We start from the raw sequence: 25790 nt of genomic DNA, 5'->3' as shown, positions 1-25790 counted from the left end.
TAATCAAAGGAAAGACGTCGTTTGGTTTGGCTGTCATGCTTTGATTGACAGAACGGCGCCCCGATATCAGGATAGTCGACATGGCAAGAGCTTTGCGGATGGACCCTGAAGGCAAAGGACCGAGCGAGCTTCGCCGCAAGGCGGCGGGCCGCGGAGAGGATTCGTCCGGGGACTCGTCGAAGCACGGCTATCTCGACGGGCGGCTGTTGGTCGCGATGCCTGTGATGGGCGATCCGCGTTTCGAGCGCTCGGTGATCTATCTCTGTGCGCATTCGTCCGAAGGCGCGATGGGCATCATGGTCAATCGCCCCGCGGGCAGCATCGACTTTCCCGAGCTTCTGGTGCAGCTCAACATCATCAACAAGTCCGAGCAGATCAAGCTGCCGGGCAATGCGGAGAGCATGAAGGTGCTGCGTGGCGGCCCGGTCGACACCGGCCGCGGCTTTGTGCTGCATTCCGGCGATTTCTATATCGCCAATGCGACGCTCAAGATCGCCGATGGCATCTGCCTCACCGCGACCGTCGATATCCTCAAGGCGATCGCGAAAGGCGAGGGGCCCAAGTACGCCATCCTCGCGCTCGGCTATGCCGGCTGGGCGCCGGGCCAGCTCGAGAACGAGATCCAGGAGAACGGCTGGCTGCATTGCGATGCGGATGCCGATCTCGTCTTCGGCGACGAGCTCGATGACAAGTACGCCCGCGCGCTGCGCAAGATCGGGATAGATCCGGGCATGCTCTCGAACGAAGCGGGGCATGCCTGACTTCCGCCGTCGTCCCGGCCTTCGCCGGGAACGACGAGAGCTACTCCGCCGCCTGCTGCTGTGCGACGGTGGGCTCGGTACCGGCGACGGTGGCACGGCGCATGTCGCGGGGTTGCGACTGGTCGTAGCGGCGGACGCGGTGCATGGTCTGGCGGTTGTCCCACATCACAAGGTCGTGCAGCGTCCATTTGTGGACGTAGACGAATTCCGGCTGGGTGGCGTGCTCGTTGAGGTCGCGCAGCAACAGCCGCCCCTCGGGCATGCTCATCCCTAGGACCCTGCCGGCGTGCGAGGACAGATACAGCGACTTGCGGCGATGAACGGGATGCGTGCGCACCAGGCGCTGCAGCACCGGCTTGAACATCTCCTTCTCCTCGTCGCTGTACTCGGTAAAGCCGAGCGAGCCGCGCGAGTACATCAGCGAGTGCTCGCAGATCAAGTCCGCGATCTCGGCCTTGGTCTCATCGTCGAGCGCGTCATAGGCGGCGCGCATGTCGGCGAATTCGGTGTTGCCGCCCTTCGGGTTCACCACGCGCGCCGACAACAGCGAGAATTTCGCAGGGACAGGGCGGAACGAGCTGTCGGAATGCCACAGGCAGTTGCCGAGATTGAACAGATGGGTGCGGTGCTCGCGCGGCAGCGGCTTGCCATCTTTGCCGAGGTTGGAGACATCGTTCAGGGGGGAGTCGAGCCGATGCTCGCCCTGCTTGATCACGTTGCCACCGCGCGGGTTCTCTCGCTCACCGAAATTCAGCGCAAACACCATCTGCTGTGCGTCGGTGATGTCCTGGCCGTGGAAGACCAGCACGGCATATTGGTCCATGGCGGCCTCGATCTCGCGGGCCTGGTCAGGCGTCAAAGGCTGCCGCAGATCGAGGCCGCTGACCTCGCCGACAAAGTGCTTCTGCAGCTGGCGGATCGCGATCGCCATGGCATTTCTCCCGCTATTTTGCGGCGCGGTGTCGCCAGCGCCCCTTTGCTCAAAAAGCTACTCTCGGGCCGCCTCATGTCAACGCTCGGCGGCGCATGCCTTCGCCTCATGCATTGCGCGCCATCAGCCCGCCGTCGACCGGGATCACCGCACCGGTCAGGAACGAGGCCGCCGGCAGGCACAGGCTCAAGGTCATGTGCGCGACCTCCTCCGGCAAGCCATAGCGGCCAAGCGCGGTGCGGCGCCTGGCGTAGATGGTCTTGTGCTCCTCGGGAATCCGGTCGGTGATCGCAGTCCTGATCGGGCCGGGGCAGATGCAGTTCACGATGATACCCTCGCGGCCGAGCTCGACCGCGAGCGAGCGCGTGAGCCCGGTCACGCCGGCCTTGGCCGCGGAGTAGGGGCTGTGCAGCGCGGTCGCACCGAGCGCTTCGGTGGAGGCGATATTGACGATGCGCGGGCATTGCGAGCGGCGCAGATGCGGCAGGGCTGCGCGGATGATGCGCTGGTGCGCGGTCAGCATTACCGCGAGCGCGCGTCCCCACGCCTCGTCATAGCCGGGATCGTCGATCGCGACGCGTACCGAGATGCCGGCATTGTTGACGATGATGTCGAGCGCGCCCAACTGCGTCGCGACATCGGCGACGACGGTCTCGACCGCGCCACGGTCGGCGACGTCGAGCATCCAGGCTTTGGCCACGCCGCCTCGCCCGGCGATCTCGCTTGCGACGCGCTGCGCGCCGTCGGCATCGAAATCCGTCACCGCGACTTTGGCCCCTTCGTCGGCGAAGACATGGGCGGTGGCTCGACCCATGCCGCTCGCCGCACCCGTGATGAGCACGGTCAATCCCTTGACCGACCGGCTGAGCTGCTTGATATCGGACATCTGAGGCTCGTTTGTGAGATAATGGCGGGTCCGACAGGCTGGCATTGATGCCGGACCCGGTCAAACCGCGACGAGGAAAAAATCCAAACGGCTTTTCCGTCGGGAGGAATGTTCAAACGAGGGTGAGGGAAATGAACGAGCTCGATTTCAGCGGCAAGCAGGTGCTGGTGATTGGTGGCTCCAGCGGGATCGGCAACGGCATCGCGCAGGCCTTTCGCGCCCACGGCGCGCGCGTTGCGGTGTGCGGCACCCGCGCCGGGGCTGCCGATTATTCAGCCGATGATGGCTCGCATCTCGAAGGTCTCGATTACACGCGGCTCGATGTTGCCGATGCCACGGCGGTCGAGCGTTTCAATCCCTATTTCGAGCGGCTCGATGTGCTGGTGCTGGCGCAGGGCGCGGTGATCTACCGCCGCGGCGAGTTCGAGATGGCGGGATTTCGCAAGGTGATGGAAGTGAACCTGATGAGCCTGATGGCCTGCGCGAGCAAATTTCATCCGATGCTGCGTGAGACGAAGGGCTCGGTCATCATCGTGAGCTCGACCGCGGCCTATCATTCGACCATGGGCAACCCGGCCTACAACGCCTCCAAGACCGGTGCCGTCGGGCTGACGCGAACACTGGGCGAAGCCTGGGCGGACGACGGCATCCGCGTCAACGGCATCGCGCCCGGCCTTGTCGACACCAAGATGACCAAGGTGACGACGGCGAATCCAAAGCGTCTTGAAGGCGCGCTGGAGAGGATTCCGTTGAAGCGGCTGGGCACGCCCGCCGACATGGCCGGCGCCGCGCTGTTCTTGGCCTCGCCGCTGGCATCCTACATCGTCGGTCAGACGATCGTCGTCGACGGCGGGCTCATTCTCTGAGGTTCGACGAACAGTACAGATGCCGCTCGCCCTTTCCCCGTCCTTCACGGGAGAGGGCGGGGTGAGTGGCTTGCATCCACAAATTCGGAAGCTGATGAGTGTGCGGTGAGTCCAACTCACCCGCATTGCATCTGCGATGCAATCCGACCTCTCCCTCCGTGCGGGGCGAGGCAAGTACGGGTAGCGTGCCTAAAGCATGATCCGGAAAAGTGTGTAGCGGTTTTCCGAAAAGATCGTGCCCAATCAAAGACCTGAAGCGCGATGACGCTTCAACCAGATCTCATCCCGCTTTAGATCACTGCATCGCGGCCGAGTGGCCGACGTTCGCCGGTGGGCGTGGAACGCCGGGTGCTAGCGGCGGCCTCGTCGGCGCGATCTGCCTTGGCGCGGGCGCGGGCCCAGGCGCGGGTGCCGGCGAGCCAAAGCCGAAGAAGTCACGCAGGTTCGGCCCGGCCGATTGCGCCGGCGCCTGCTGCGGCGGCTTCTTCGGCGCCTGCTTCTGCTGTGCATTGGGATTGACGGCGGCGACCTCGGGCGAGGTGCCAGCGGCCGGCGCGGGCGCAGCGGCCGCAGGCGCAGCCGGCTCCTTGGACGCCACCGGCACATCACCCTTGGCGGGCTCGTACCCGACCTCCCGCCGAGGCCAGGAAAAATCGTCGGCGCGCCCGGCCGGCGGGGCCAGCGGCTCACCCTTGACCATGGTTCGTGCGGCCAGTGCATCGACCGCCGCGGGCCGCGTCCCCGGGCCGCCGAGCAACTGGTCGGAATTCACCGATGCAGCGACCAGCGGCACGATCGGCCCTGCCAGCGGCCGCGGCGCGGGCTGGCCAGGGACGACATTGGAGTCGGGGGTTGCGGGCTCCGTCGGCAGCGCAATCGGTCCCGAGCGCGCAGCGAGCAGCCGGGTAATCTCGCGCTCGACATAATGCGCGAGCTTGCGAGCGCCGTAAGAGGTGAAATAGACGCCGTCATAGGAGCGCAGCTGGCGCGGCTGGCCTTCGAAGTCCGGGCCCTTCTGCATGAAGCGGCCGGCCTCGTCGACAAAGCCGTCCCAGACATCGACATAGGTGATGCCGGCCTTGCCGGCGGCGTCGCGGTAGAGCGAATCCAGAAATAGCGTGTCGGCCGTGCCCTTCGGGCCGCGGACTGCGGGCAGCCCGACCCAGACCACCGGCACGCCCTTGGACTTCAGCACGCCGATCATCTCCTCGATTTTCTTCTCGTAGAGCTCGACCCAGCGATCGTCGTGGAACTGATAGATCCCGTTCGGCGATCGCGCGGCTTTTTCCGGCGCGGCTGCCGGCTTATCGGCATTCTCGGCGTCGTCCTGCGGCAGTTCGCTGTCGGCGGCGGCCTTGTCGTCGGGCTTGGCTGCGGCATCGCCGTCCTTGGCCGATTTCGCGTCGGTCGCTTTGCCATCGGGCTTGCGGACGTTTTTGTCGGTTTTCTTGTCCGCAGCCTTGTCGCTCTTCTCGGCCACCGGCTCGCGGAGCGGGATGCGGTCGTTGAGCCCAAGCATCACTACGATCACGTCGGGCTTTTCGGTGGCGAGGATGTCACGCGTCGCGGCGGCCCAATCCGCGGGTGGGCCCTTGGGCTGGTACTGAATCAGGCCGGAGCTGTTTTTCACTTTCCGCGTCACGCCCATTTCGGGCTGCTCGGCGTAGGCGCTCTCGAGGCCGTAGGCGAGCCAGTCCGCCATGCCGTCGCCGAGCACGAGCACGTTGCGCTCGGGGACGATGTTGGGGTCGCGCTTCTCCGGCGGCGGCGCCTTGGAGAAATCCTGGTAGACTCGCGGCTTGGGCTGCTGCTCCGGCCGGAACGGCGAGAAGAAGTCGCCGCCAAACCAGCCACCACCGCCGAACCAGCCGCCGCCGCTGGAGCGCGGTGCGGGCCGTGACGGCCCGCCGAAATTAAAGAATTGCGCGGACGCCGGTCCCACGATGCCGACCAGGAGCGCGACGGCAACGGCCAGCGCAATCAGCGGGCCGGCCTCGGTCAAGAGCTTCCTGAACGGTTTCTGTCTCATGCGGCTTTCGGGCGCAAAGCGGGGTCAAACGGCCGTGCGAACATAATAGCGCAATAGGGCCGCAAACGGGCGAATTCTCGCCGCCATAAATCGACCCGATACCGCCCTCGTCAAGGCCGGCGGCAAAATGTGCTGTTCACGGTTACTTTCGGACCTGAAACAAGCGGTATTAATGTGCGCGCAGCCGTTCCAGCATGTCTGCCGAGGCGAAACCGTCCGCGGGCGCCCCGATCGAGGCCTGGAAATTGCGCAAGGCCTGCCGGGTTTCGCCACCGAACTGACCGTCCGGGGTGCCGCGGTAGAAGCCACGCTGGGCGAGCAACTGCTGCAGCTCCAGCCGCTCTTCCCGCGACAATTCGCGCTCCTGGCGCGGCCAGGGCTGGACAAAGGGCTGTCCGCCGCGCAGGCGGTCGGCGAAATGGCCGATCGCCAGCGCATAGGCCTCGGCCGGATTATATTTCATGATCACCCGGAAATTCTGCAGCATCAGAAAGCCCGGGCCCTCGGCCCCGGCGGGCGCCAGCAGATAGGCTTTCTCGTTCCCGTTCGGGAAGGCCTGCCCGGTGGCTCGGGTGATGCCGAGATGCTCCCATTGCGCAAGCGTCATGGTCCTGGCGCGGTCGGCCAGCATATAGTTGAAACCCTGCGGGACCTTGACCTCGTAGCCCCAGGCCTGGCCGGTCTGCCAGCCGTCCTTCTTCAGGTTGTTGGCGGTGGAGGCGATCAGGTCGATGGGATCGTCGACCACGTCCTTCCGGCCGTCGCCATCGGCATCGACCGCATAGCGCTTGAATGCGGTCGGCATGAACTGGGTCGGGCCGAAAGCGCCGGCCCAGGAGCCGTGCATCTGCTCGGGGCGCAGGTCGCCATGGTGCAGGATTTCCAGCGCCGAGAGAAACTCGTCACGAAAATAAGGCTGACGGCGGCCGATGCAGGCAAGCGTTCCGGTCGATTGCAGCACGCTGCGGTCGCCGATCTGGGTGGAATAGTTGGATTCGATGCCCCAGATCGCCGCGATGACGTAGCGGTCGACGCCATATGCCTTTTCGGTGGTGTCGAACTGCATCTTGTATTTGGCAAGCGTCTCGCGGCCCTTGGCCAGCCGGTTGTCGTTCACCAGGATGTCCAGATAATCCCAGATCGACTTGGTGAACTCCGGCTGCGCGTCGAGCAGGTCCATGATGCGCAGGTCCGGCGAGAGGCCTGCGGTGAAGCGTTGGAAGCTGTCCTGGCTGATATTGCGTCGGGCCGCATCGGGCCACATGCCGGCGATGCAATTGTCGAAATTCGCCGCCGCCTGCCGGATCGCATCCGCCGTCATCAGGGGATGGCCGGAGGCGCCATCCTGGCCGCTCCAGGCTACGGCTCCATTTGGCGCGGGTGGATTGCTGCCGGGCACCGGCGCGGGAGCATCGGCCTTTGGTCCGGAGAACAGGCCGCCGAACAGACTGGAGAGGCCGCTGCTGCTCTGCGCCAGCGCGGGTCCGGGGATAACAACCCCGAGGACGGCTGCGACCAAAAGCGCACCCGCCACCGTCCGCGCCAAAGGTTCCATGCGTTTTGTCATGCCCTACCCTGTCCCTGCCAAATCAGGCTTTCAGGAGGCCTCTTGCCGGTTTCCAATAGTTTAACAAAAGTCAACTTTTAACGTTAGGAAGAGACTAACCCTTGTCCCCGGCCGCAAAGCGGCTACCAACTCGGGTCAAGTCCCGCGCCGTTTGCATCCCCGTCAGGATATCCGATCAAGCCCATGAAAATTCGCAAAGCCGTCTTCCCGGTCGCCGGTCTCGGCACCCGCGTTCTCCCCGCCACCAAGGCGATGCCGAAGGAGATGCTGACCATCGTCGACAAGCCGCTGATCCAGTATGTGTTCGATGAGGCCAAGGAGGCCGGCATCGAACACTTCATCTTCGTGACCGGCCGCAACAAGGTGGCGATCGAGGATCACTTCGACCGCATGTACGAGCTCGATGCAACGCTCGAGGCGCGCGGCAAGAGGGCCGAGCTTGAGATCCTGGCGCGCGACCAGCCGCAAGCCGGCGCGGTCTCGTTCACGCGCCAGCAAGCGCCACTGGGGCTCGGCCACGCCGTATGGTGCGCGCGCGACATTGTCGGTGACGAACCGTTCGCGGTGGTGTTGCCGGACGAGCTCGTGCTGCATTCGCCGGGCTGCCTGAAGCAGATGGTGGAGGCCGCGCAGGCGCTGCCCGACAAATCCAACCTGCTCGCCGTCCAGGAAGTACCCGCCGACCAGACCCATCAATACGGCATCTGCGGCGTCGGCAAGCGTCATGGCGGCAGCATGTTCGAGGTCGCCGGCATGGTCGAGAAACCGGCCAAGGGCACCGCGCCGTCGAACTTCTCGATCACCGGCCGCTACATCCTGCAGCCGGACATTTTCAGAATTCTTGCCACGCAGCCGCGCGGCGCCGGTGGCGAGATCCAGCTCACCGACGCCATGATCGGCTTGAGCGCGACGCAGAATTTCTACGGCGTCGAGTTCGCGGGCGAACGGCATGATTGCGGCTCGAAGTCAGGCTTCCTGCGCGCCAACATCGCCTATGCCATGGCGCGGCCCGACCTGCGCGACGGCCTGCGCGAGGAGATGAAGAAGTATCTGGGGACTTGAGGACAGCGGGGCCGTCAGCTGCTATCGCGTCATTGCGAGCGAAGCGAAGCAATCCAGAACCACGCGCGCGACTCTGGATTGCTTCGTCGCTTTGCTCCTCGCAATGACAGATCACGCCACCAGCGACAGCGCCGGACTGGCCGCGAGTTCGCAACGGTTGCGGCCTGCCGCCTTGGCGGCGTAGAGCGCCTTGTCGGCGGCCTGCACCAGCATGGCCCAGTCCATGACGGCGGTCGGCGTCACCGCCGCGACGCCCACGCTGACGGTGGAGAGATTGTCCGCGCCCGACCAGACCAGCACCCTCTCGCGGATGTTCTCGGCGACCTTCATCGCGTCCGCTCCGGCAACGCCCGGCAACAGCACAGCGAACTCCTCACCGCCATAGCGCGCGGCGCAATCGGCGGCGCGCCGCACCGCATCGGAAATGCAGATCGCGATGCCGATCAGGACCTGGTCACCCGCCTGGTGTCCGTGGGTGTCGTTATAGGCCTTGAAATGATCGGCATCGATCATCAACAGCGACAGCGGCATCTTGTGCCGCATCGCCCGGTGCCATTCGTTCTCGATGGTCTGATCGAATTTGCGCCGATTGCGCAGGCCCGTGAGCGCGTCGGTCGTGGCCATCTCCTCGAGCCTGCTCTCGGCCTGGGCGCGACGGTTGATCTCCCGCGCCAGCACCAGCGTGACCGCGATCGCGAACACGATCAGCGCCAGCATGACCGCGCCGATGCGGCTGGCCTGGACGCGCCACAACCGGAAGATCGTATCGAGCGGCTTGCCCACGATTACCGCCAGCGGGCCGTTGCCGCCGCGCCGCACATAAAGCCGCGGCGTCGCATCGACCGGTCCGGTGCCGGCATAGGAACCGCCGTCCTGCAGATTGTCTGGATTCCAGTCGTGCCGATCGTTGAGATTCTTGCCGATCACGTCGAGGTCGAACGGTGTGCGCATCATGATGGTGCGATCGCTGCGCAGCACGGTGATGGTGTCGCCCTCGCTGAGGCTCAAGGAGCCGAACAGCTCGTGGAAATAGGAAAAGCGGATCGAGCCCGCAACCACGCCTGAGAAGCTGCCGTCCGGGCCGTTGACGCGCCGGCTCAGCACGATGGAATAGGCGCCCCGGTGCAGCATCGGTTTGCTGATGAACAGCCCGACATCCGGGTTGTCGCGATGTACGGTAAAATACTCCTCGTCGGCGCGGTTCTCCGGCATCGGATCGAGGCTCGCGGCATCGACCGTGAGCTTGCCTTTGACGTCGAACACCTGGATCGCGCCGAAATGCTTGGCGGTCGCGGCGCGGTCGAACAGGATCAGGTGCAGGACCGGCCTGGAGACGCCGGCGATCTCAGGCGCGGTGATGTTGTTGACGACGTTGCGCAGCGACAGGTCGTACAGCTCGATGTTGCGGCTGATATCGGCCTCGATCCCGGTGGCGAGGTTTTCCAGCGACTGCCGCGCCAACTCCTCGACGCCGCGCCGCATGTCGAGCATGACGCTGGCACAGATCGCGGAAAAGCCGATCACCGTCACCACCGAGGAGGCGATCAATAGCCTTGCCGAAAGCCGCCCGGTGCGTTTGCCCATGCCCGCTGCAATTTCAAAAGATCAAATTCTTTCCTGACGTTTCTTTTGCATGCCCCTTAATCATTGCCGGCGGCTTAAGTGACGACAACGCCGCATTAATCAGTTAACGCTTTCTTGCCGGATCGATGCGGACGCGCTGGCCGAGTTGGTCGGCCGCGCGATGCTTTGGATGACCCTGGGGTTTCCTCGTGAACGACTACGACAGCTTGCGCGACTACTTGATGAAGCAAAAGCAGCAGGAGCTGGTGCTGAGCTTCGAACAGATCGAGGAGATCATCGGTGACGCGCTGCCGCGTGCGGCGCAACGCGCCTCCTGGTGGGACAGCCTGCGCAGTCCGCAGGAGAAGATGCCACAGCGCGAGGCGTGCCTCGCTGCCGGCTTCGTCGCCAATCGCATGCCCGACGGAAAAAGCGTGCGCTTTGCGCGGATGAAGCAAGAGCGCGGCCGGCGCTAAAGCGCGAGAGCGATCAAATCCCGTTGGAGTTGAGAGCGCTACACCCAAAGTTGGCCCGGAATCTGCTTTGACAGGCAACGCTTAAGCTGATCCACTTTCGCGCCTCCCCCGGCGCCTGGAGCGGCCGAAGTTGCAACCAAGGCCGCAATAAGCGCCGTTGTTAAGTGCCATTTTGGAGCCACCCAATGAAAGAGCAGGAACTTCGGACCCTGATCGATGAGGTCAAGACCGGACGGCTGTCGCGCCGCGCGTTTGTGCAGGGCATGGTCGGATTGGGGCTCACCGCGCCAATAGCCGGCATGATGCTGAGCGCGTCAGGGGTGGCCATGGCTGCTGAGGGCCCGATCTCCTACAAGCCTCCCAAAGGCGCGGGCGGCGCACTGAAGCTCCTGTTGTGGCAGGCGCCGACCCTGCTCAATCCGCATTTTGCGGTTGGAACCAAGGATCAGGAAGCCTGTCGCCTGTTCTACGAGCCGCTGGCCGGATGGGACCCGGACGGCAACCTGGTCCCGATCCTCGCCACTGAAATTCCGAGCAAGGAAAATGACGGCCTCACCGAGGACGGCCTCTCCGTGATCTGGAAATTGAAGAAGAACGTCAAATGGCATGACGGCGTGCCCTTCACCGCCGACGACGTGATCTTCAACTGGGAGTACGCGAAGAATCCAGATACGGCGGCGGTCTCGATCGGCAGCTACAAGGACGTCAAGCAGGTCGAGAAGATCGACGACCACACGGTACGCATGACCTTTGCGCAGCCGACACCGTTCTGGGCAAACGCGTTTGTCGCCTCTTACGGGTTGATCATCCCCAAACACCTGTTTGCGGATTATAGTGGCGGAAAGTCGCGCGAGGCGCCGACCAATCTGAAGCCGGTAGGGACGGGTCCCTATCTGTTCGTCGACTTCAAGCCGGGCGATACGGTGTCTGGCAAGCGCAATCCAAACTACCACCAGGAAGGCAGGCCTTACTTCGACACGGTCGAAATCAAGGGGGGCGGTGACGCTGTCTCCGCGGCGCGCGCGGTGCTGCAGACCGGCGAATATGATTTTGCCTGGAACGTGCAGGTCGAGGACGAGATCCTGCAGAAGCTGGAAAATGGCGGCCAAGGCAAGATGTCGTACGATCCCGGTGGCGGTATCGAGTTCATATTGCTCAATGTCACCGATCCGGCCCAAGAGGTTGACGGCGAGCGCGCCAGCATCAAGACCAAGCATCCGCTGTTGTCAGATCCGGCCGTGCGCGAAGCGCTCAACCTCTTGATCGACCGCGGCTCGGTTCAGAAATTCATCTATGGCCGCGCCGGCATCGCCACTGGAATCTTCCTCAATAATCCCGAGCGCTTCCGGTCGAAAAACAACAAGTTCGAGTTCAACATCGATAAGGCCAACCAGATTCTGGATTCGGCGGGTTGGAAGAAGGGATCGTCCGGCATCCGCGAGAAGGACGGCAAACAGCTCAAGTTCACCTTCCAGACCTCGATCAACGCGCCGCGGCAGAAGAACCAGGCCATCATCAAGCAGGCTTGCCAGAAGGCCGGCATCGAGCTCGAATTGAAATCGGTCGTCGCCTCAGTGTTCTTCTCGTCGGACGCCGCCAATCCGGACACCTATACGCATTTCTACTGCGACATGGAAATGTACCAGACCACCATGCCGCAGGCTGATCCGGAGTTCTTCATGAATCAGTTCACCTCCGCGGAGGTCGCAACCAAGGAGAACAAGTGGCAGGGCCGCAACATCACGCGCTGGCAAAACAAGGAGTACGACGACGTCTTTCGCCAGGCCCAGCACGAGCTCGATCCCGTCAAGCGGGCGGCAATGTTCATCCGGCTCAATGATCTGGTTTGTGCCGATCATTACATCCTGCCGGAAATCAACCGCCCGAAGGCCACCGCTGTGAAAAATGGCGTGGTCGCGCACGGAAGCGGCTGGGACAACGACCTCTGGCAGATCGCGAACTGGTACCGGGAGAGCTGATCCGTGCCTGCAGCGCTCGTATGATCGGATCAACATCGTAAGCCGCGCGGGGAGCGATGGGACATTACCTTCTCAGGCGTCTCCTGATCGCGCTTCCGAGCCTGCTCGGCATCAGCCTGATCCTGTTCGTACTATTGGCACTGGCGCCGGGCGATCCCTTCGGAGAGCTTGCGAGCAATCCGAACATCCCCCCCGAGGTGCGCGAGGCGCTGCGGGTAAAATTCGGGATGGATGATCCGATCCTGATCCGCTACTTCCACTGGCTGGTCGCCATGCTGCATGGCGACTGGGGCTTTTCCTTCGCGAGCCGCATCGATGTGGATCAGTTGATCCTGCAGCGTATCCCGACCACGCTCTATGTGATCGGTACCGCGCAGCTGCTGGCGCTGATCGTGGCGCTGCCGGTCGGCGTGTATGCGGCGATGCGACCTTATTCGATGTTCGATCAGATCGCGAGCACGGTCGCCTTCATCGGCTTCTCCCTGCCGACCTTCTTCACCGGCCTTCTGCTGATCCTGATCTTCTCCGTCAATCTGGGATGGCTGCCCTTTGTCTACCGCGCCGATATCTCCGCGTCCGGCTGGCAATGGTATTGGGAGTATATCAAGCAGGCCATCATGCCGATCGCGGTGCTTGGCCTGTTCCAGGCCGCATCCTATACGCGCTATGTGCGCTCGGCCGTGCTCGACGTCATCCGGCTTGACTATGTCACGACGGCGCGCGCGAAAGGCATCGGCGAGCGCAAGGTCATCATCAAGCATGTGGTGCGCAACGCGCTGATACCGGTGGTGACGCTGGTGGCGCTGCAGATGCCGACCGTGTTCGGCGGCGCCATCGTCACCGAGCAGATCTTCCGCATCCCCGGCATTGGCTCGCTGCTGATCAGCGCGATCCTTGCCAATGACACGCCCGTCATCATGGCGGTCACCTTCGTGTTCGCCTGTCTTGTCGTTCTCTTCAACCTGTTGGCCGATATCATCTATGGTTGGCTTGACCCACGCATCTCCTACAGTTGAGGCCGTGCGCCCCGTTGCGAAACGCGAGCGGCGCTTTTCGCCGGGGCGCGAGGCCTTCCGTCGCTTCCGCCGGCATCGGCTGGCGGCGGCGAGCGTCGTCGTGCTGGCGCTGCTGGCGCTCGCTATTCTCATTGGGCCGTATATCTGGCCGGTGCCGATCAACGAGATCGATTTCACAGCGCGACTGTCGCCGCCGTCCTGGGACCATCCCTTCGGCACCGATGATCTTGGCCAGGACCTGCTCTCGCGCATGATCTATGGCGGCCGAATCTCGCTTGCGGTCGGCTTTGCCGCGATGGCGGTCGCGATGTTTGCCGGCACCATCATCGGCGCCATTGCCGGCATGTCCAGGGGAGTGGTCGACGCCGTCCTGATGTGGATCACGGACCTGTTCCTGTCGTTACCGCAGCTGCCGCTGCTGTTGCTCGTGATCTACCTGTTCCGCGACTTCCTCAAAGGTCTCGTTGGCCCGGAGGGAGGCGTCTTCATCATGATCGTGCTTGTGATCGGCGGCTTCCGCTGGATGCCGGTTGCGCGCCTGGTGCGCGCGCAGTTCCTGTCCTTGCGCGAAAAGGAGTTCGTCGAGGCCGCGCGCGCGCTCGGCGCCTCGAAATCGCGGCTCGTGGTGCGGCACATCCTGCCCAATGCGCTGGGGCCCGTTATTGTCGCCGGCACCATCGATGTCGCCGCCGCCATCATCGCGGAATCGACGCTGTCATTCCTCGGTCTCGGCTTTCCCCCTGACATTCCGACCTGGGGGCGGCTGTTGTTCGACGCCAAGGACTATCTCGACATCGCGCCGCATTGGGCACTGTTTGCGGGCGGCGCGATCTTCCTGACCGTCATCGCCATCAATTTCATCGGCGATGGCCTGCGCGACGCACTCGATCCGCGGAAGGTGATGTGATGGACGCAAGCGTCACCACCAATCGGCCGTTGCTTGATATCAGGGGTCTGAAAACCTGGTTCGAGACCGACGAGGGCATGGTGCGCTCGGTCGACGGCGTCGATCTGTCGATTGGCCGCGGCGAGACGCTCTGCGTGGTCGGTGAATCCGGCTGCGGCAAGACCGTCACAGCGCTGTCGGTGATGAAGCTGATCGCGATGCCGCCAGGCAAGATCGTCGAGGGCCAGATCCTCTGGCAGGGGCGGGACCTCGTGCCGCTCAATGCCGACGAGATGAACAGCATCCGCTCCAGCGAAATCGCCATCGTATTCCAGGAGCCGATGACCTCGCTCAACCCGGTCTATACGATCGGCGATCAACTCTGCGAGGTGATCCAGCAGCATGAGGGTCTGAGCCGCCGCGCCGCGCTCGATCGCGCCGTCGAGATGCTCGCGCTGGTGCAGATTCCGAACCCGAAAGCCCGCGTCCACGACTATCCGCATCACTTCTCCGGCGGCCAGCGCCAGCGCGTGATGATCGCGATGGCGCTGTCATGCAATCCGAAGCTGCTGATCGCGGACGAGCCGACCACGGCGCTTGACGTGACCATCCAGGCGCAGATCCTCGATCTGCTGCAGGACATGAAATCGCGGCTCGGCATGTCCATCATGCTGATCACCCACGCCATGGGTGTGGTTGCCGAGGTCGCGCAGCGGGTCGTGGTGATGTATGCTGGCAAGGTGGTAGAGGAGGCGGACGTCAATCGCCTGTTCGGCAATCCGCGCCATCCCTACACCCAGGGGCTGATCCGCTCGATCCCGCGGATCGATCTCGCCTCGATGCGCAAGCAGCGGCTCGAGACCATCGCCGGCAGCGTGCCGAAGCTGATTGATCCGCCCGTGGGCTGCCGCTTTGCCGCCCGCTGCCGCTTTGCCATCGACGAATGTTCGCGTGCGCAGCCCGAGCTGCGGGAGATCGAAGCAGGCCACAAGGTCGCCTGCATCCGCGCCGAGGAGACGAGAAGCGCATGAGCGAGCCGCTGCTCCGCGTCAAGGATCTCACCAAGGCATTCCCGATCCGCGGCGGCCTGTTGCAGCGGCAGGTCGGCAGCATCCACGCCGTCGACGGCGTCGATTTCCAGATCGATGCAGGCGAGACGCTCGGGCTGGTCGGGGAATCCGGCTGCGGCAAGTCGACCACCGGCCGCTGCGTGCTGCGCCTGATCGAGCCGAGCTCGGGTGAGGTCACTTTCGACGGCAAGAACGTGCTGGCGCTCTCCGGCGACGAGATGCGAGCGCTCAGGCGCGACATCCAGATCATCTTCCAGGACCCTTACGCCTCGCTCAATCCGCGCATGACGGTCGCCGCCATCATCGGCGAGGCGCTGATCATTCACGGCCTTGCCAAGACCAAGCAACAGTTCGACGAGCGCATCGCCGAACTGCTGGAGATCGTCGGGCTGAAGGCCGATCATATGAGCCGCTATCCGCACGAGTTCTCCGGCGGCCAGCGCCAGCGCATCGGCATTGCGCGTGCGCTCGCGGTCGAGCCGAAGCTGATCGTCTGCGACGAGCCGGTCTCTGCGCTCGACGTCTCGATCCAGGCCCAGGTGATCAACCTTTTGGAGGATCTGCAGCAGAGATTCGCCATCGCCTACCTGTTCATCGCGCATGATCTGTCGGTGGTCGAGCATATCAGCCGACGCGTCGCGGTGATGTATCTCGGCCGCATTGTCGAGACCGCGCCGAGCCGCGCGCTCTATGCCGCGCCAAAGCATCCCTATACTGAGGCGCTGTTGTCGGCGGTGCCGATCCCCGATCCCAAGGTGAAGCGCCAGCGCATCCGCCTCGCGGGAGAGGTGCCGAGCCCGGCCAATCCGCCGTCCGGCTGTCACTTCCATACCCGCTGCCCGATCGCGGAAGCACGTTGCAGCCAGGAGGCGCCCAAGCTCAAGCAAAGCGCCGACGGCCATTGGGTCGCCTGCCATTTGCGTTGATGCGTGAGGCTTGGCATCTTACGTGCCGCTTTTGGCGCGATAAAGGTTGAGACAGGCGAGGCATGCGAGTTTCGATCATCACCGGCGGCGGCTCCGGCATAGGGGCAGCGCTTGCGCGCCGCCTCGCCGGGCCGGACCAATGCCTGATGCTGCACGGGCAGGGCAGCGACGGCGCGGGGCTGGAGCGGTTGCGGGCGGTGGCCGCGGAATGCATGCGCGCCGGTGCCCGCATTGAATGGCGCAGCGGTGACCTGGCCGCGACGGGCACGGCGGCCGAGCTCGTTCATGCCACGCGGAAAGTCTTCGGAGCCGTTGATGCAATCGTACATACCGCGGGCTTTGCGGACCGGCGCAGCTTTGCCGATCTGCCACGCGAAGGGCTGGAGCGATCGTTTGCGGTGATCGCGGCGGCATTTCATGAGCTTGTGCGCGCCGCGCTGCCTGATCTCAAACGTGGCGCTCAGGGTCGCGTGGTCGCGATCTCCAGCTTCAACGCGCATCGCTTCGTGCCCAACGGCACCTTTCCGTCGTCGAGTGCGGCAAAGGCGGCGCTCGAGGCCCTGGTGAAGTGCCTCGCCATCGAGCTTGCCGGCTCCGGCGCGACCGCCAACATCGTCGTGCCCGGTTATACCCGCAAGGACGAGGGGCGGCTCGGCGCGCTGGATCCAAAAACCTGGCAAATGGTCGCCAAGGCCAATCCGCTGGGGCGCCTGGCCGAGCCGGACGAGGTGGCGGCGGCGGTTGCATTCCTGCTGTCACCGGAAGCCGCCCACATCACCGGCGTGCTGCTGCCGGTCGATGGCGGGCTCACGCTGATGTAGCGCTGCAAGGTCGAGCGATGTCGGAGGGCGGGACAGCGGATGTCGTCGTGCTCGGTGCGGGAATTGTCGGCGTGTCGGCAGCCTTGGCGGCGCGCCAGCGCGGGCTCTCGGTCAGGCTCATCGATCGGCGCGAGCCGGGCGACGAGACGTCCTACGGCAATGCCGGCGTGCTCTCCTCGGGCTCGATCTTCCCGCTCAACAAGCCGTCGCTGTTTTCCGCTCTGCCGCACTATCTGGGCAACCGCCACGCCGCGCTGCGCTGGGATCCGCTCTGGGCGGCGCGGAATGCCGGATGGCTCGTCCGATTTCTGGCCAATGCGACGCCGTCGCGCGTGAAGCCGCGTGCGATCGCCCTGCATGGCCTGATCGAGACGTCGCTGATGCTGCACCGGGATTGGATCGTGAGGGCGGATGCAACCGCACGCTTGCGCGAGACCGGCTGGCTGAAGGCTTGGCGCAGCGACGGCGCGGCCGCTGCCAAAGCGGAGCAGGCGCTGCTCGCCGAGTACGGGATTCGGAGCGAAGTTCTGGATCGTCAGGCCATCTCTGCGCTCGAGCCCGGCATCGTGCCGGCCTACCGCAGCGGATTGCTGCACACGCAGACCGCGTCGGTGGACTCGCCCGGCGGCGTGACCAAGGCCTATGCACGGATGTTTGCGGGCTCAGGTGGCCAGATCGTGCAATCCGAGATCAGGGCGATCGCGCCGGAGACCGACGGCTGGCGTGCGCTGCTTGCGAGCGGCGCAATCTCGGCGCGCCATGTCGTGGTGGCGCTGGGGCCGTGGTCGGCGGAACTGTTGCGGCCGCTCGGCTATCGCGTGCCGCTGGCGTTCGAGCGCGGCTATCACCAGGAGTTCAAGCCGAACCCGGCGCGCCGCCTGAGTCGCCCGATCCACGATGCCGACGGCAGCTTCGTCTTGACGCCTATGGAGATCGGCATTCGCGTCACCAGCGGCGTCGAGCTGACCGCGCGCGACGCGCCGTCATCCTTTGCGCAGCTCGAGACGGTGGTGCCGCTGGCGCGCGGCGTTGTCGAATTCGGCGAGGCGGCGGGCCCGGTCTGGCGCGGCGCGCGGCCGACCCTGCCGGACAGCCTGCCCATGATCGGACAGGCGCCGCGTCATGCCGGCCTCTGGCTGGCATTCGGCCACCAGCATATCGGTTTCACCACAGGACCGGCGACGGGCGCCGCGATCGCGGCCATGATCGCTGGCGCGCCGCCGCCATTCGATGTCGCACCATTTTCGCCGGGCCGCTACCTCTGAGGGTCGCGCGTTCAATTCCTTAACCGGGGGCCGTCATGCATTACGTCTGGGACTTCGCGATCCTCGGCAAATACAGCCATCTGTTCTGGCTCGGCCTCGGCTGGACGCTTGTCTATACGATCGGCAGCATCGTCATCGGCAGCCTGATCGGGCTTGTCGTCGGCATTCTGCGGCTGCGGCGCCTGCGGGTGATCGACTGGTTGCTGGTCGCCTATATCGAGCTCTTTCGCTGTACGCCGCTGCTGGTGCAGATCATCTGGTTCTATTACGCGTTTCCGGTCGTGGTCGGCGTGAACATCCCGGCCCATGTCGCCGCCATGAGCGTGCTGTCGCTTTATGGCGGGGCGTTCTATGCCGAGATCGTGCGCGGCAGCATCGAGAGCGTGCCGCGCGGGCAGTGGGATGCGGCGCGTGCGCTGGGCCTGCGTCCCTGGCGGGTGCTGCGACTCGTGATCCTGCCGCAGGCGCTGAAACCGATGCTGGCGCCTTATGTCAACCAGTCGGTGACCCAGCTGAAGAACACCTCGCTGGTCTCGGTCATCGCCGTGCCGGATCTCGTCTACAACGCAACGCTGATCAACGCCGACACCTACCGGCCGCTCGAGGTCTACACCATCGTCGCGTTGATCTATTTCGCCATCCTGTTCCCGGCGACACTGATCGGCCGCCGGCTGGAGAGCGGGATGACCTACGACAGGGTGTGAATTCTAAGGAACCATGAAATTAAGTCGAATCGGCTCGATCAGCGAGTTCGGTTCACCTCTCCCATCGGGAGAGGTCGGATCGCATCGCAAGATGCGATCCGGGTGAGGGGATACGGTCTCTCGTGAGTGCCGCGGCCCTCACCCGGATTGCACCGGACGATGCTGCGCATCGCCGGAAGCAATCCGACCTCTCCCCGCCGGGGAGAGGTGCACAGCGCGGCGGCCAGCTGAACCTAATCTCGTCGCGCTTCAGCGCTGCTTCCAGATGCCCGGCTGCGGAACAATCTCCTCAGCCTCTTCCTTGGCCAGCAGCAACAGCATCTCGATCCCCATGTCGCCTTCCTGGGGCGATCGGATGAACCTGATTTCCTCTGCGGTCTCTTGCAGCGCAGCGATCATCGCAAGCGCTCTGTTTGCGGTCGGCGCCTCGGTTGCCGACACAGCCTGCTTGTTCCTTGGTACAAAGCCTATCGTATACGACATCGTTCCTCCCGGGCCGGACGCTTGAGCTATTGGAGCGTAATAGCGGATTCGTTTCCATCGGGGTAACTACGGAGGAGAGTGATCTGTGGAGCGCTGCGAATAATTGGATTGGCTAAGAATTCGGAAAATAAATCTTTCACATTCGTATCGCATCGAAATCGAAACTTGCGGGCGCGCGAACTCGGTGCACCGCGCCCCCGTTTGCGTGGAGAGGTCGGATCGCATCGCAGATGCGATCCGGGTGAGGGGGCTCTCCGTCAACTTTGCCGACCGCATTCGCGGAAGCGGCCCCTCACCGCGACCCTCTCCCCGTGAAGAACGGGGAGGGAGAGCAGACAACAACGCATCAAATATTCAATTCCACCGGCACGTCTTCGGGCTTCACGCCGGATAGCGAAAGCCCCTTGATGAACCATTCGCGCATCTGGCCGATGCCGCGGTTGTAGTCGATCCAGGTGGCGAGGAAGTCGCGCCAGGTTTTGTCGGACTCGCGGCGTACGCCCATGCTGGAGGGAATCGCAACCGAGGGCGATTGCAGGATCTTGTAGGTGCCGAGATTGGGGTTCTTCGCAATAGCGGTCAGCCCCAGCACCAGCGCGTTGACGACGCAATCGACACGGCCGGACGACATCTCAAGCATCACCTCGTCGCGCGAGCGCAGCGACTTGATGGTCGCGTTCGGCGCAAAGCGGCGCGCGACGGCCTCGTTGGCCGAGCCGGCATCGACCGCGATCCTGACCTCGGGCTTGTTGATGTCGGCCCAGGTCTTCGCTTCCAGTCCCTTCTTCAGCATGGCGCCGAAGGGATGGTTGAACACCGCGCCGCAGAAATCCACCACCAGCGCCCGCTGCGGCGTCGGATTCAGCGCGAAGCCGACGTCGATCTTGTTCGACTGCAGATCGAGGATCGAATTGCCATAGGTCGATTCGGTGTATTCCAGCTTGACGTCGAGCAGTTTGGCGATGTCGTTCGCCATCTCGATGCACATGCCGGACCAGGTGCCGCTGGCGAGATCCTTGTTGAAATAGGGCAGCTCGCCCGGCAGCACGGCGATCCGCATCACCTTGGCTGAGCGGATGCGATCGAGCGTGTTGTCGCCTGCGGCTTGCGCCGATGCCGGGCTTGCCAGCGCCGAGGCGAGCGCCGCGCCGCTGCCGATCGCCAGCGCGTAACGCAGCGCCTCGCGGCGATCTTCGGAAATCTTCGTCTCGTCGGATTGGGTCACCTCTGCCTCCTGCATGAAACGGCGGGAAGCCTAGCGTCGGCTCTGCAAGGCAGCAAGTGCGCAGTAGCCGAGCTTTACTTGCATCCTCAATGTTATCGTTGTGCCGATCAGCCACTACGCGTGCCCTCGATCGCGACGTCGCTTCCGTCATCGCCCTTGCCGGTCACTGTGACTTTCAGCCCGTCAAACCTCAGCAACCACCGGCGCTGCTCGCCCATTCCCACATATTGAACGTCGATCGCAAAGGTCTGGTCGTCCGCCCACCAGCCCTTGACCGCCCGCACGCCAAGACTGCTCCGCGTACTCTTGCGGTAGAGGCCATCAAGACCGATCGGACCGTCGATCCCGATCGTGGAGCCGGTCGGATCGCGCGCATAGATCCTGTAATGCGGTTCAATATCCAGCAGGCTCAGCGTCAGCGATCTCACGCCGAGCGAGTTGTCAGGAAACCGGTATGTCTTACCGGAGATTTCAGCTGCAAGCGGGGGCGTCGCGCCGACCTTACTCGGCTGCTCCGTCGCGACATCGGCAATCGCCTTCGCGAGTTGAGCTGCGCCTTCCGGATTTGCCGGCAGCGCCGTCTCCGATTCGACGGCGCCGGAAATCATGACCGCTACCTTGCTGAAACCACAAAAATTCCGGGCCGTCACCACTGCCACGATGTCGGCGTCGGGAAACATCATGATTAATTGGCAATGCAATCCAACCGTCATGTAGACGTGCTTGTCCGGGATCGCCCAGAACAGGTCGGAATAGTGCAGGCTCGGATCGGCCTTGATATGCATGTTGATTGTCGCGTGGCTCACCGCATCGATCCACTCGGGCGGTAGAATCTGTTGTCCCGCCCATTCGCCACGGCGCAAATAGAGATAGCCGATCTTGGCCATGTCGTGCGGTGACAGAAATAGGCAGCACGCACCTATTGTGAGCCCTTGCGGATCGCGCCGCCAGAACGGCGGCTCGATACCGAGCGGGCCGAACAGTTTTTCCTGTGCATAGTCGGCGGCGGGCTTGCCGGTGAGCTTGGTGATGATGGCAGAGAGCAGATCGGGGTTGCCGCTGTTGTAATAGAAGACCATGCCCGGCTGATGGGCCATCGGGCGGTCGAGAATGAACTGCGTCCAATCCCTGGCTCGGCTGAGATCGATGAGCGACTGCTCGCGGCCGCCCTCGGCGCCTTCCTCCCACTCAAACCCCGAGGTCATGTTGAGCAGGTGCTGCACCGTGATGGCGCGCTTGTTGTCGTCGACATTGGCGATGTCGCGGCCGGGAAAGAAATCCAGCAACGGATGATCGAGGCTGTCGAGCAGACCCTCGCTGTGCGCGATCGCAATCAGCGTGCCGATGACGGCCTTGGTCGATGAATTGATCGCGTGTGGAATGTCGGCGGTGTAGGGCGCGTAATACGCGTCGAGCACGAGTTTGCCGTGACGCGCGATCAGGAGACTGTCGAAGCTGCGCGTCGAACCGAATGCGACGAGCTTGGCCAGATTTGCGGAATCCATTCCTTCATCTTCGGGAGAAGATGTGGGCCATTCTCGCGTCGGCCAGTTCTGTCCGGCCGTGCCTTGCGCATGGACCGCGCTGCCAAAAAGCAGGCTCGCGATAACCAACGCGCCGCGGACAATTAGCAAAGGGATAATGCGCATTTTCCGTAGTAATCCGGGTGCACCGAATCTCCGATGTGCACCAGAGTACCTTGGTTCTGTTCTGGCATGAACCCTGCATGGGGTTTGATCAGTCCTCTACCATTGGGAAAGGTTACCATGCTGGTCACTCTCGTCGCCGTTCTTTGCAATGGACAGCTTTGCCTTGAAAAGGTCGTCACCAACTCCGAGCAGTCGGGCATCACGATGGCCGCTTGCTCGACGACGGCGCAAATCGGCATTGCCGATTGGCTCGCGAAGGGCCCCTATCATGAGTGGAAGCTGCAAGGTTACAAGTGCGTGGTCGGCCAATATACGCCCAAGCGCGAGGTGTGAGAACGCTTCTTCAATTAAACCCAATAGGACGATGACGTTTCAACCTGATCTCATCGCGTCTTGGCAGGAATGGCGCGGGCTGACAGTGTGTTGAACAATCATCCCGCATTGGACGGCTAGATCTTCTCCATGCCGAAGAAGAGCCGGCCGCTATAGGGGCCGACATAGGTGCCGCTCTGCAGACATTGCAACTTGGCTGCATGGCACATCGGATAGCGATCCGGCTGCGCGGTGGAAATGCGGACGCAGCTTGCCGCATAGGCGGTGCAGGTGTGCGGGACCTGCTGGCGCCGCGTCACCATCCGGTAGCGATAGGAGCGGCCGCCGTCGGAGGACACGCAGCATTTGCCGTCCATCCTGGTTGCGAAAGCGGGCGCGACATCGGCCGACAGGACGGCACCTGACAGCGTGACCGAGAGGATGAGGGCGAGGGTCTTCATCATGGACGTTCCTTCTTCTGTCTTCGCTTGATGAAATCAACCGACGAGACCGGCGATCGGCGCCACGCCGGCGCTGTCAGGGAATATGCTGCCTGCAAGCTCACGCTCCTCGACGCGCAGATGATCGCGCAATAACCCCTTGAGCACCGCGCGCAGGTCGGTGGTCGGCTTGAGGTCGCGGCCTTCGTAAAGCTGCTCCGTCTTCAGCCCTGGCCAATCCGCGATCACGCGGCCGCCCTTGAGCGCGCCGCCGGCCAGCAGCGCGACGGTGCCGGTGCCGTGGTCGGTGCCGAGCGTGCCGTTGATGCGCGCGGTGCGCCCGAATTCGGTGATGACGGTGACCACCGTCTCGCGCCACGCCTCGCCCATGTTGGTCTCGACGGCGGCAATCGCGCCGTCGAGCGCGCTGAGCAGATTGTAGAGCTGGCCCGCCGCCGCGCCCTCGTTGATATGCGTGTCCCAGCCGACAAAGCCGAGCGCACCGACGCGCGGCCCTTCGGCTTTGGCGAGGTAGCGCGCCGCGGTGCCGGCGGCTTCCGCGAAATAGGCGCGCAAACGCGTCCCCGGCGGCACGACAAGCGGATTGGCATCGGCCATCGTATCTTCGACCGCGCTGGTGCCGAGCGAGGCAAGCTTCATCCGCCCCTCCAGCGCGACCGCGAGTTTCGGGTCAGTGTGCTGATAGAGATCGAGCAGGCGGGCTGCGGTGTCGTCGCTGGCAGGCAACAATTTCTGCGGCACCCAGGACATCACCGGCGCCTTGCCGCGCACGATCAGCGGCGTCACCGCGCCAACGCCGAAAGCCCGGCTGCCAACCGGATTGACCCGGCCCTCTGTCTCCAGCGCAAGCAGAGCGCGGTTGAGCCAGCCGCTGTCCGCGCCGCCCGGCTTCACCAGGCCGCTTTCCAGCACGTCCTGCCCGTCGAAATGCGAGCGCTCACGATAGGGCGTCGCGGTCGCGTGCACGAGCGTAGCCTGCTGTGCCCGATAGAGCCGGTGCAGGTTCGGCATCGCCGGATTGAGCGCGAAGAAACTGTCGAGCGGCAGCGCCGGCGTCTTGCCGTCGAGGACAAGCGCACGCTCGCCGCGCAGGCCGATCCAGTCGGGATCGCCGACCGGCGCCACCGCCCCTAACCCGTCCAGCGCCCCGCGCAGCACGATCACCAGCATGCGCGGATCGCGGCCTTCGGCGCGCGCAAGGCGCGGCAATTGCGTCCAGGCAAACAGCGCGCCGGAGCCGATCAGCGCCGCGCGGCGGCTTATGGAATGGCCAACGCTCATCGTCACCTCCGCTGGAATTCCGTCGACATGAACAGCAGCGCCAGCGCCTGCTGGCGGCTTTCGGCGCGGCCGATTGCTTGCCTCAGCTCTGCGGAGACGCAGCCGCACAGTACGTTTTCGACAATGTCCTCGGGATCAGCCCGGCCGGCGATGCGCTCGGCGAAATTGTTGGCGATGTCGAGCCGCCGTCCCATGCCGTCGATCCAGCTCCCCTCGTCGTCGGGAAAGCCCTTCGGGGACGGCGGACGCCACAACGGCTCGCCGAGTAGCGCCTGTCCGCCGGTGTAACGCTTGGCGTCAACCTGCGTGATGCCCGCGGCGCGAACGATGGAGACGACCCATTCGCCCGGGCGCTTCAGCTTGCCCGGCGGCTCGCTCCAGGATTCCGGCGCGCTCACCATTGTCTTCGCGACCTCCTTGAGGTCGCCCGAGCTGTCGAGAAAGGTCTTCGCCATGCGTTCGACCAGCGCCGGCGGCGGCGTGTCGGCGATGAAATGGGTCGCGAGCCGGGTCGCGAGATGGGTTGCGGTCGCTGGATGGGCGGCGAGATCGCGCAGCACTGCGCGGCCCTGCTCAACACCCTCCTGCTCGTAGGATTTGCCCAGAATTTTTTGCGCACCCGGCTCGTGCAGACGCGGGTTGAAGCTGAACTCGCCGCCATGCTCGGGATTGTCGCCCGGCGGCACCAGCGTCCAGCCGGTCAGCACATTGGCGAATGCGATGACGTCGTCCTGGGTGTAGCCCGCGCGGACACCGAGTGTGTGCAGTTCCAGCGTCTCGCGGGCGAGATTTTCGTTGAGGCCGCGGCTGCGGTTGATGCCGGCGATCGAGTTCGCGCCCATCGAGCCGAGATTGTCGAGATAGAACAGCATGGCTGGATGATTCTCGGCCGCCAGCAACAAGTCGGCGAAAGACCCAAGCACATGCGGGCGGATCGCCTCGCGCTCATAGGCACCGGACATGCTTCGGATCTTGTCGGCCGAGATGCAGAAATGATTGGACCAGAACCAGACCAGCCGTTCGGTGAAGCCGATATCCGCGGCAAGCGCTGCCTCGGTGCGGAGCTTCGCCTCCTCGAGATAGATCGGCCGGCCCGGATCGGGCACCGCTTCGGCGGCGGCCTTGCTTGCCGTCTCGCTCATAGCGGTCGCCGGGCCTTCGGTCATCGCCGTGCCGGCAGCCGCCATCTGCTGCTTCTTCGCTTCCGCTTCGGCGCGCGTGGCGAGGGTGGCTTTTGCCTGCCGCCGCGCATTGGCATCGGCTACGGTGCGGAACGCCTTCGCGCTCGAGGGCAGCGTGGCGGCTGCTGCCGGATAGGGCGGCGGATTGTCGAGCTCGGCGAGCAGCGCGCCGCGCGGATCGGATACGATCTTTTCAATCGATCCCGGCCGCGGCCCCATGCCGAAGCGATGGAGCGCGAGTGCAGCGTCAGCCTTGGCGGAACTGCTCATGGATGGTCGCCTGATGGTGACAAACCGTAATGCTACGGTTTGTAGCATTTAGCGCCGCACGACGCAAGCGCGGATGGCGCGGCCGCCTGCGGCTCATTTCTGGGACGGTATTTTATGCGT

General features: G+C 64.0%; 24 protein-coding genes. 13 read left to right on the top strand and 11 right to left on the bottom strand.

What is annotated here, in order from left to right; genetic code table 11:
• The first annotated feature begins 98 nt into the window (after window positions 1–98).
• Window positions 99–761 (top strand): YqgE/AlgH family protein, encoded by a 663-nt coding sequence (locus A3AI_RS0121595; RefSeq protein ID WP_024517570.1) that lies wholly within the window; start codon window positions 99–101, stop codon window positions 759–761.
• A gap of 40 nt (window positions 762–801) precedes the next feature.
• Here A3AI_RS0121595 and A3AI_RS0121590 read toward each other — a convergent pair whose 3' ends face one another.
• Window positions 802–1692 carry a TauD/TfdA dioxygenase family protein gene (locus A3AI_RS0121590; RefSeq protein ID WP_024517569.1) on the bottom strand — a complete coding sequence of 297 codons (891 nt, stop codon included), beginning with the start codon at window positions 1690–1692 and terminating at the stop codon, window positions 802–804.
• Window positions 1693–1798: 106 nt separating this feature from the next.
• Entirely contained in the window at window positions 1799–2578 is a 780-nt protein-coding gene (locus tag A3AI_RS0121585) for an SDR family NAD(P)-dependent oxidoreductase (protein ID WP_024517568.1), read from the bottom strand.
• Window positions 2579–2709: 131 nt separating this feature from the next.
• Here A3AI_RS0121585 and A3AI_RS0121580 point away from each other — a divergent pair, with 131 nt between their 5' ends.
• Window positions 2710–3444 carry an SDR family NAD(P)-dependent oxidoreductase gene (locus A3AI_RS0121580; RefSeq protein WP_024517567.1) on the top strand — a complete coding sequence of 245 codons (735 nt, stop codon included), beginning with the start codon at window positions 2710–2712 and terminating at the stop codon, window positions 3442–3444.
• Between the two features lie 295 nt (window positions 3445–3739).
• On the opposite strand, the gene A3AI_RS0121575 is transcribed toward A3AI_RS0121580, so the two are convergent.
• Window positions 3740–5473, bottom strand: coding sequence for an SGNH/GDSL hydrolase family protein (locus A3AI_RS0121575; RefSeq protein WP_024517566.1), 1734 nt, complete (start codon window positions 5471–5473; stop codon window positions 3740–3742).
• A gap of 169 nt (window positions 5474–5642) precedes the next feature.
• Window positions 5643–7040, bottom strand: a complete 1398-nt coding sequence (locus tag A3AI_RS0121570; RefSeq protein ID WP_024517565.1) for a lytic murein transglycosylase — start codon at window positions 7038–7040, stop codon at window positions 5643–5645.
• A gap of 183 nt (window positions 7041–7223) precedes the next feature.
• Between A3AI_RS0121570 and A3AI_RS0121565 the strand changes: the two genes are divergently transcribed.
• Complete coding sequence (locus A3AI_RS0121565) at window positions 7224–8102, top strand: UTP--glucose-1-phosphate uridylyltransferase (RefSeq protein ID WP_024517564.1); 879 nt, start codon at window positions 7224–7226, stop codon at window positions 8100–8102.
• Between the two features lie 111 nt (window positions 8103–8213).
• Here the strand turns inward: A3AI_RS0121565 and A3AI_RS0121560 are convergent, their stop codons facing one another.
• Window positions 8214–9686 carry a sensor domain-containing diguanylate cyclase gene (locus A3AI_RS0121560; RefSeq protein WP_024517563.1) on the bottom strand — a complete coding sequence of 491 codons (1473 nt, stop codon included), beginning with the start codon at window positions 9684–9686 and terminating at the stop codon, window positions 8214–8216.
• Window positions 9687–9874: 188 nt separating this feature from the next.
• On the opposite strand from A3AI_RS0121560, the gene A3AI_RS0121555 reads away from it, so the two are divergent.
• From A3AI_RS0121555 to A3AI_RS0121515, 9 genes are all read left to right on the top strand, one after another.
• Window positions 9875–10141: a DUF7662 domain-containing protein gene (locus tag A3AI_RS0121555; protein WP_024517562.1), complete on the top strand. Its 267-nt coding sequence runs from the start codon at window positions 9875–9877 to the stop codon at window positions 10139–10141.
• Window positions 10142–10326: 185 nt separating this feature from the next.
• A complete protein-coding gene (locus A3AI_RS0121550; protein ID WP_024517561.1) occupies window positions 10327–12120 on the top strand; it encodes a peptide ABC transporter substrate-binding protein in 1794 nt (597 codons plus the stop codon).
• Window positions 12121–12176: 56 nt separating this feature from the next.
• Window positions 12177–13136: an ABC transporter permease gene (locus A3AI_RS0121545; protein ID WP_024517560.1), complete on the top strand. Its 960-nt coding sequence runs from the start codon at window positions 12177–12179 to the stop codon at window positions 13134–13136.
• A complete protein-coding gene (locus A3AI_RS0121540; RefSeq protein ID WP_024517559.1) occupies window positions 13102–14043 on the top strand; it encodes an ABC transporter permease in 942 nt (313 codons plus the stop codon). The genes A3AI_RS0121545 and A3AI_RS0121540 overlap by 35 nt, the downstream gene beginning before the upstream one ends.
• Window positions 14043–15053, top strand: coding sequence for an ABC transporter ATP-binding protein (locus tag A3AI_RS0121535; RefSeq protein WP_198030170.1), 1011 nt, complete (start codon window positions 14043–14045; stop codon window positions 15051–15053). Before A3AI_RS0121540 ends, A3AI_RS0121535 begins: the two co-directional genes overlap by 1 nt.
• Complete coding sequence (locus tag A3AI_RS0121530; RefSeq protein WP_024517557.1) at window positions 15050–16018, top strand: ABC transporter ATP-binding protein; 969 nt, start codon at window positions 15050–15052, stop codon at window positions 16016–16018. Before A3AI_RS0121535 ends, A3AI_RS0121530 begins: the two co-directional genes overlap by 4 nt.
• 62 nt (window positions 16019–16080) lie before the next feature.
• On the top strand, window positions 16081–16839 hold the full coding sequence (locus tag A3AI_RS0121525) for an SDR family NAD(P)-dependent oxidoreductase (RefSeq protein ID WP_024517556.1): 759 nt from the start codon (window positions 16081–16083) through the stop codon (window positions 16837–16839).
• A gap of 17 nt (window positions 16840–16856) precedes the next feature.
• On the top strand, window positions 16857–18104 hold the full coding sequence (locus A3AI_RS0121520; RefSeq protein ID WP_024517555.1) for an FAD-dependent oxidoreductase: 1248 nt from the start codon (window positions 16857–16859) through the stop codon (window positions 18102–18104).
• Between the two features lie 35 nt (window positions 18105–18139).
• Window positions 18140–18808, top strand: coding sequence for an amino acid ABC transporter permease (locus A3AI_RS0121515; protein WP_024517554.1), 669 nt, complete (start codon window positions 18140–18142; stop codon window positions 18806–18808).
• 249 nt (window positions 18809–19057) lie between these two features.
• Here the strand turns inward: A3AI_RS0121515 and A3AI_RS0121510 are convergent, their stop codons facing one another.
• The 3 genes from A3AI_RS0121510 to A3AI_RS0121500 form a co-directional block, all read right to left on the bottom strand.
• Window positions 19058–19291 carry a hypothetical protein gene (locus A3AI_RS0121510; RefSeq protein ID WP_024517553.1) on the bottom strand — a complete coding sequence of 78 codons (234 nt, stop codon included), beginning with the start codon at window positions 19289–19291 and terminating at the stop codon, window positions 19058–19060.
• 346 nt (window positions 19292–19637) lie between these two features.
• Window positions 19638–20516 carry a transporter substrate-binding domain-containing protein gene (locus tag A3AI_RS0121505; RefSeq protein ID WP_024517552.1) on the bottom strand — a complete coding sequence of 293 codons (879 nt, stop codon included), beginning with the start codon at window positions 20514–20516 and terminating at the stop codon, window positions 19638–19640.
• A gap of 107 nt (window positions 20517–20623) precedes the next feature.
• On the bottom strand, window positions 20624–22021 hold the full coding sequence (locus A3AI_RS0121500; protein WP_245286928.1) for a serine hydrolase domain-containing protein: 1398 nt from the start codon (window positions 22019–22021) through the stop codon (window positions 20624–20626).
• A gap of 261 nt (window positions 22022–22282) precedes the next feature.
• Between A3AI_RS0121500 and A3AI_RS0121495 the strand changes: the two genes are divergently transcribed.
• Window positions 22283–22498, top strand: a complete 216-nt coding sequence (locus A3AI_RS0121495; RefSeq protein WP_024517550.1) for a hypothetical protein — start codon at window positions 22283–22285, stop codon at window positions 22496–22498.
• A gap of 116 nt (window positions 22499–22614) precedes the next feature.
• Here A3AI_RS0121495 and A3AI_RS0121490 read toward each other — a convergent pair whose 3' ends face one another.
• The 3 genes from A3AI_RS0121490 to A3AI_RS0121480 are packed head-to-tail and all read right to left on the bottom strand — an operon-like array spanning window position 22615 to window position 25670.
• Complete coding sequence (locus A3AI_RS0121490) at window positions 22615–22941, bottom strand: hypothetical protein (RefSeq protein ID WP_024517549.1); 327 nt, start codon at window positions 22939–22941, stop codon at window positions 22615–22617.
• 33 nt (window positions 22942–22974) lie between these two features.
• Window positions 22975–24219: a DUF1501 domain-containing protein gene (locus A3AI_RS0121485; protein ID WP_024517548.1), complete on the bottom strand. Its 1245-nt coding sequence runs from the start codon at window positions 24217–24219 to the stop codon at window positions 22975–22977.
• 2 nt (window positions 24220–24221) lie between these two features.
• Window positions 24222–25670, bottom strand: a complete 1449-nt coding sequence (locus A3AI_RS0121480; protein WP_024517547.1) for a DUF1800 domain-containing protein — start codon at window positions 25668–25670, stop codon at window positions 24222–24224.
• Window positions 25671–25790 lie beyond the last annotated feature (120 nt).

It is taken from the genome of Bradyrhizobium sp. Tv2a-2 (assembly GCF_000472425.1).
GTDB lineage: Bacteria > Pseudomonadota > Alphaproteobacteria > Rhizobiales > Xanthobacteraceae > Bradyrhizobium.
The sequence above is the reverse complement of the archived record's forward strand: the minus strand, read 5'-3'. Positions and strand labels throughout refer to the sequence as shown.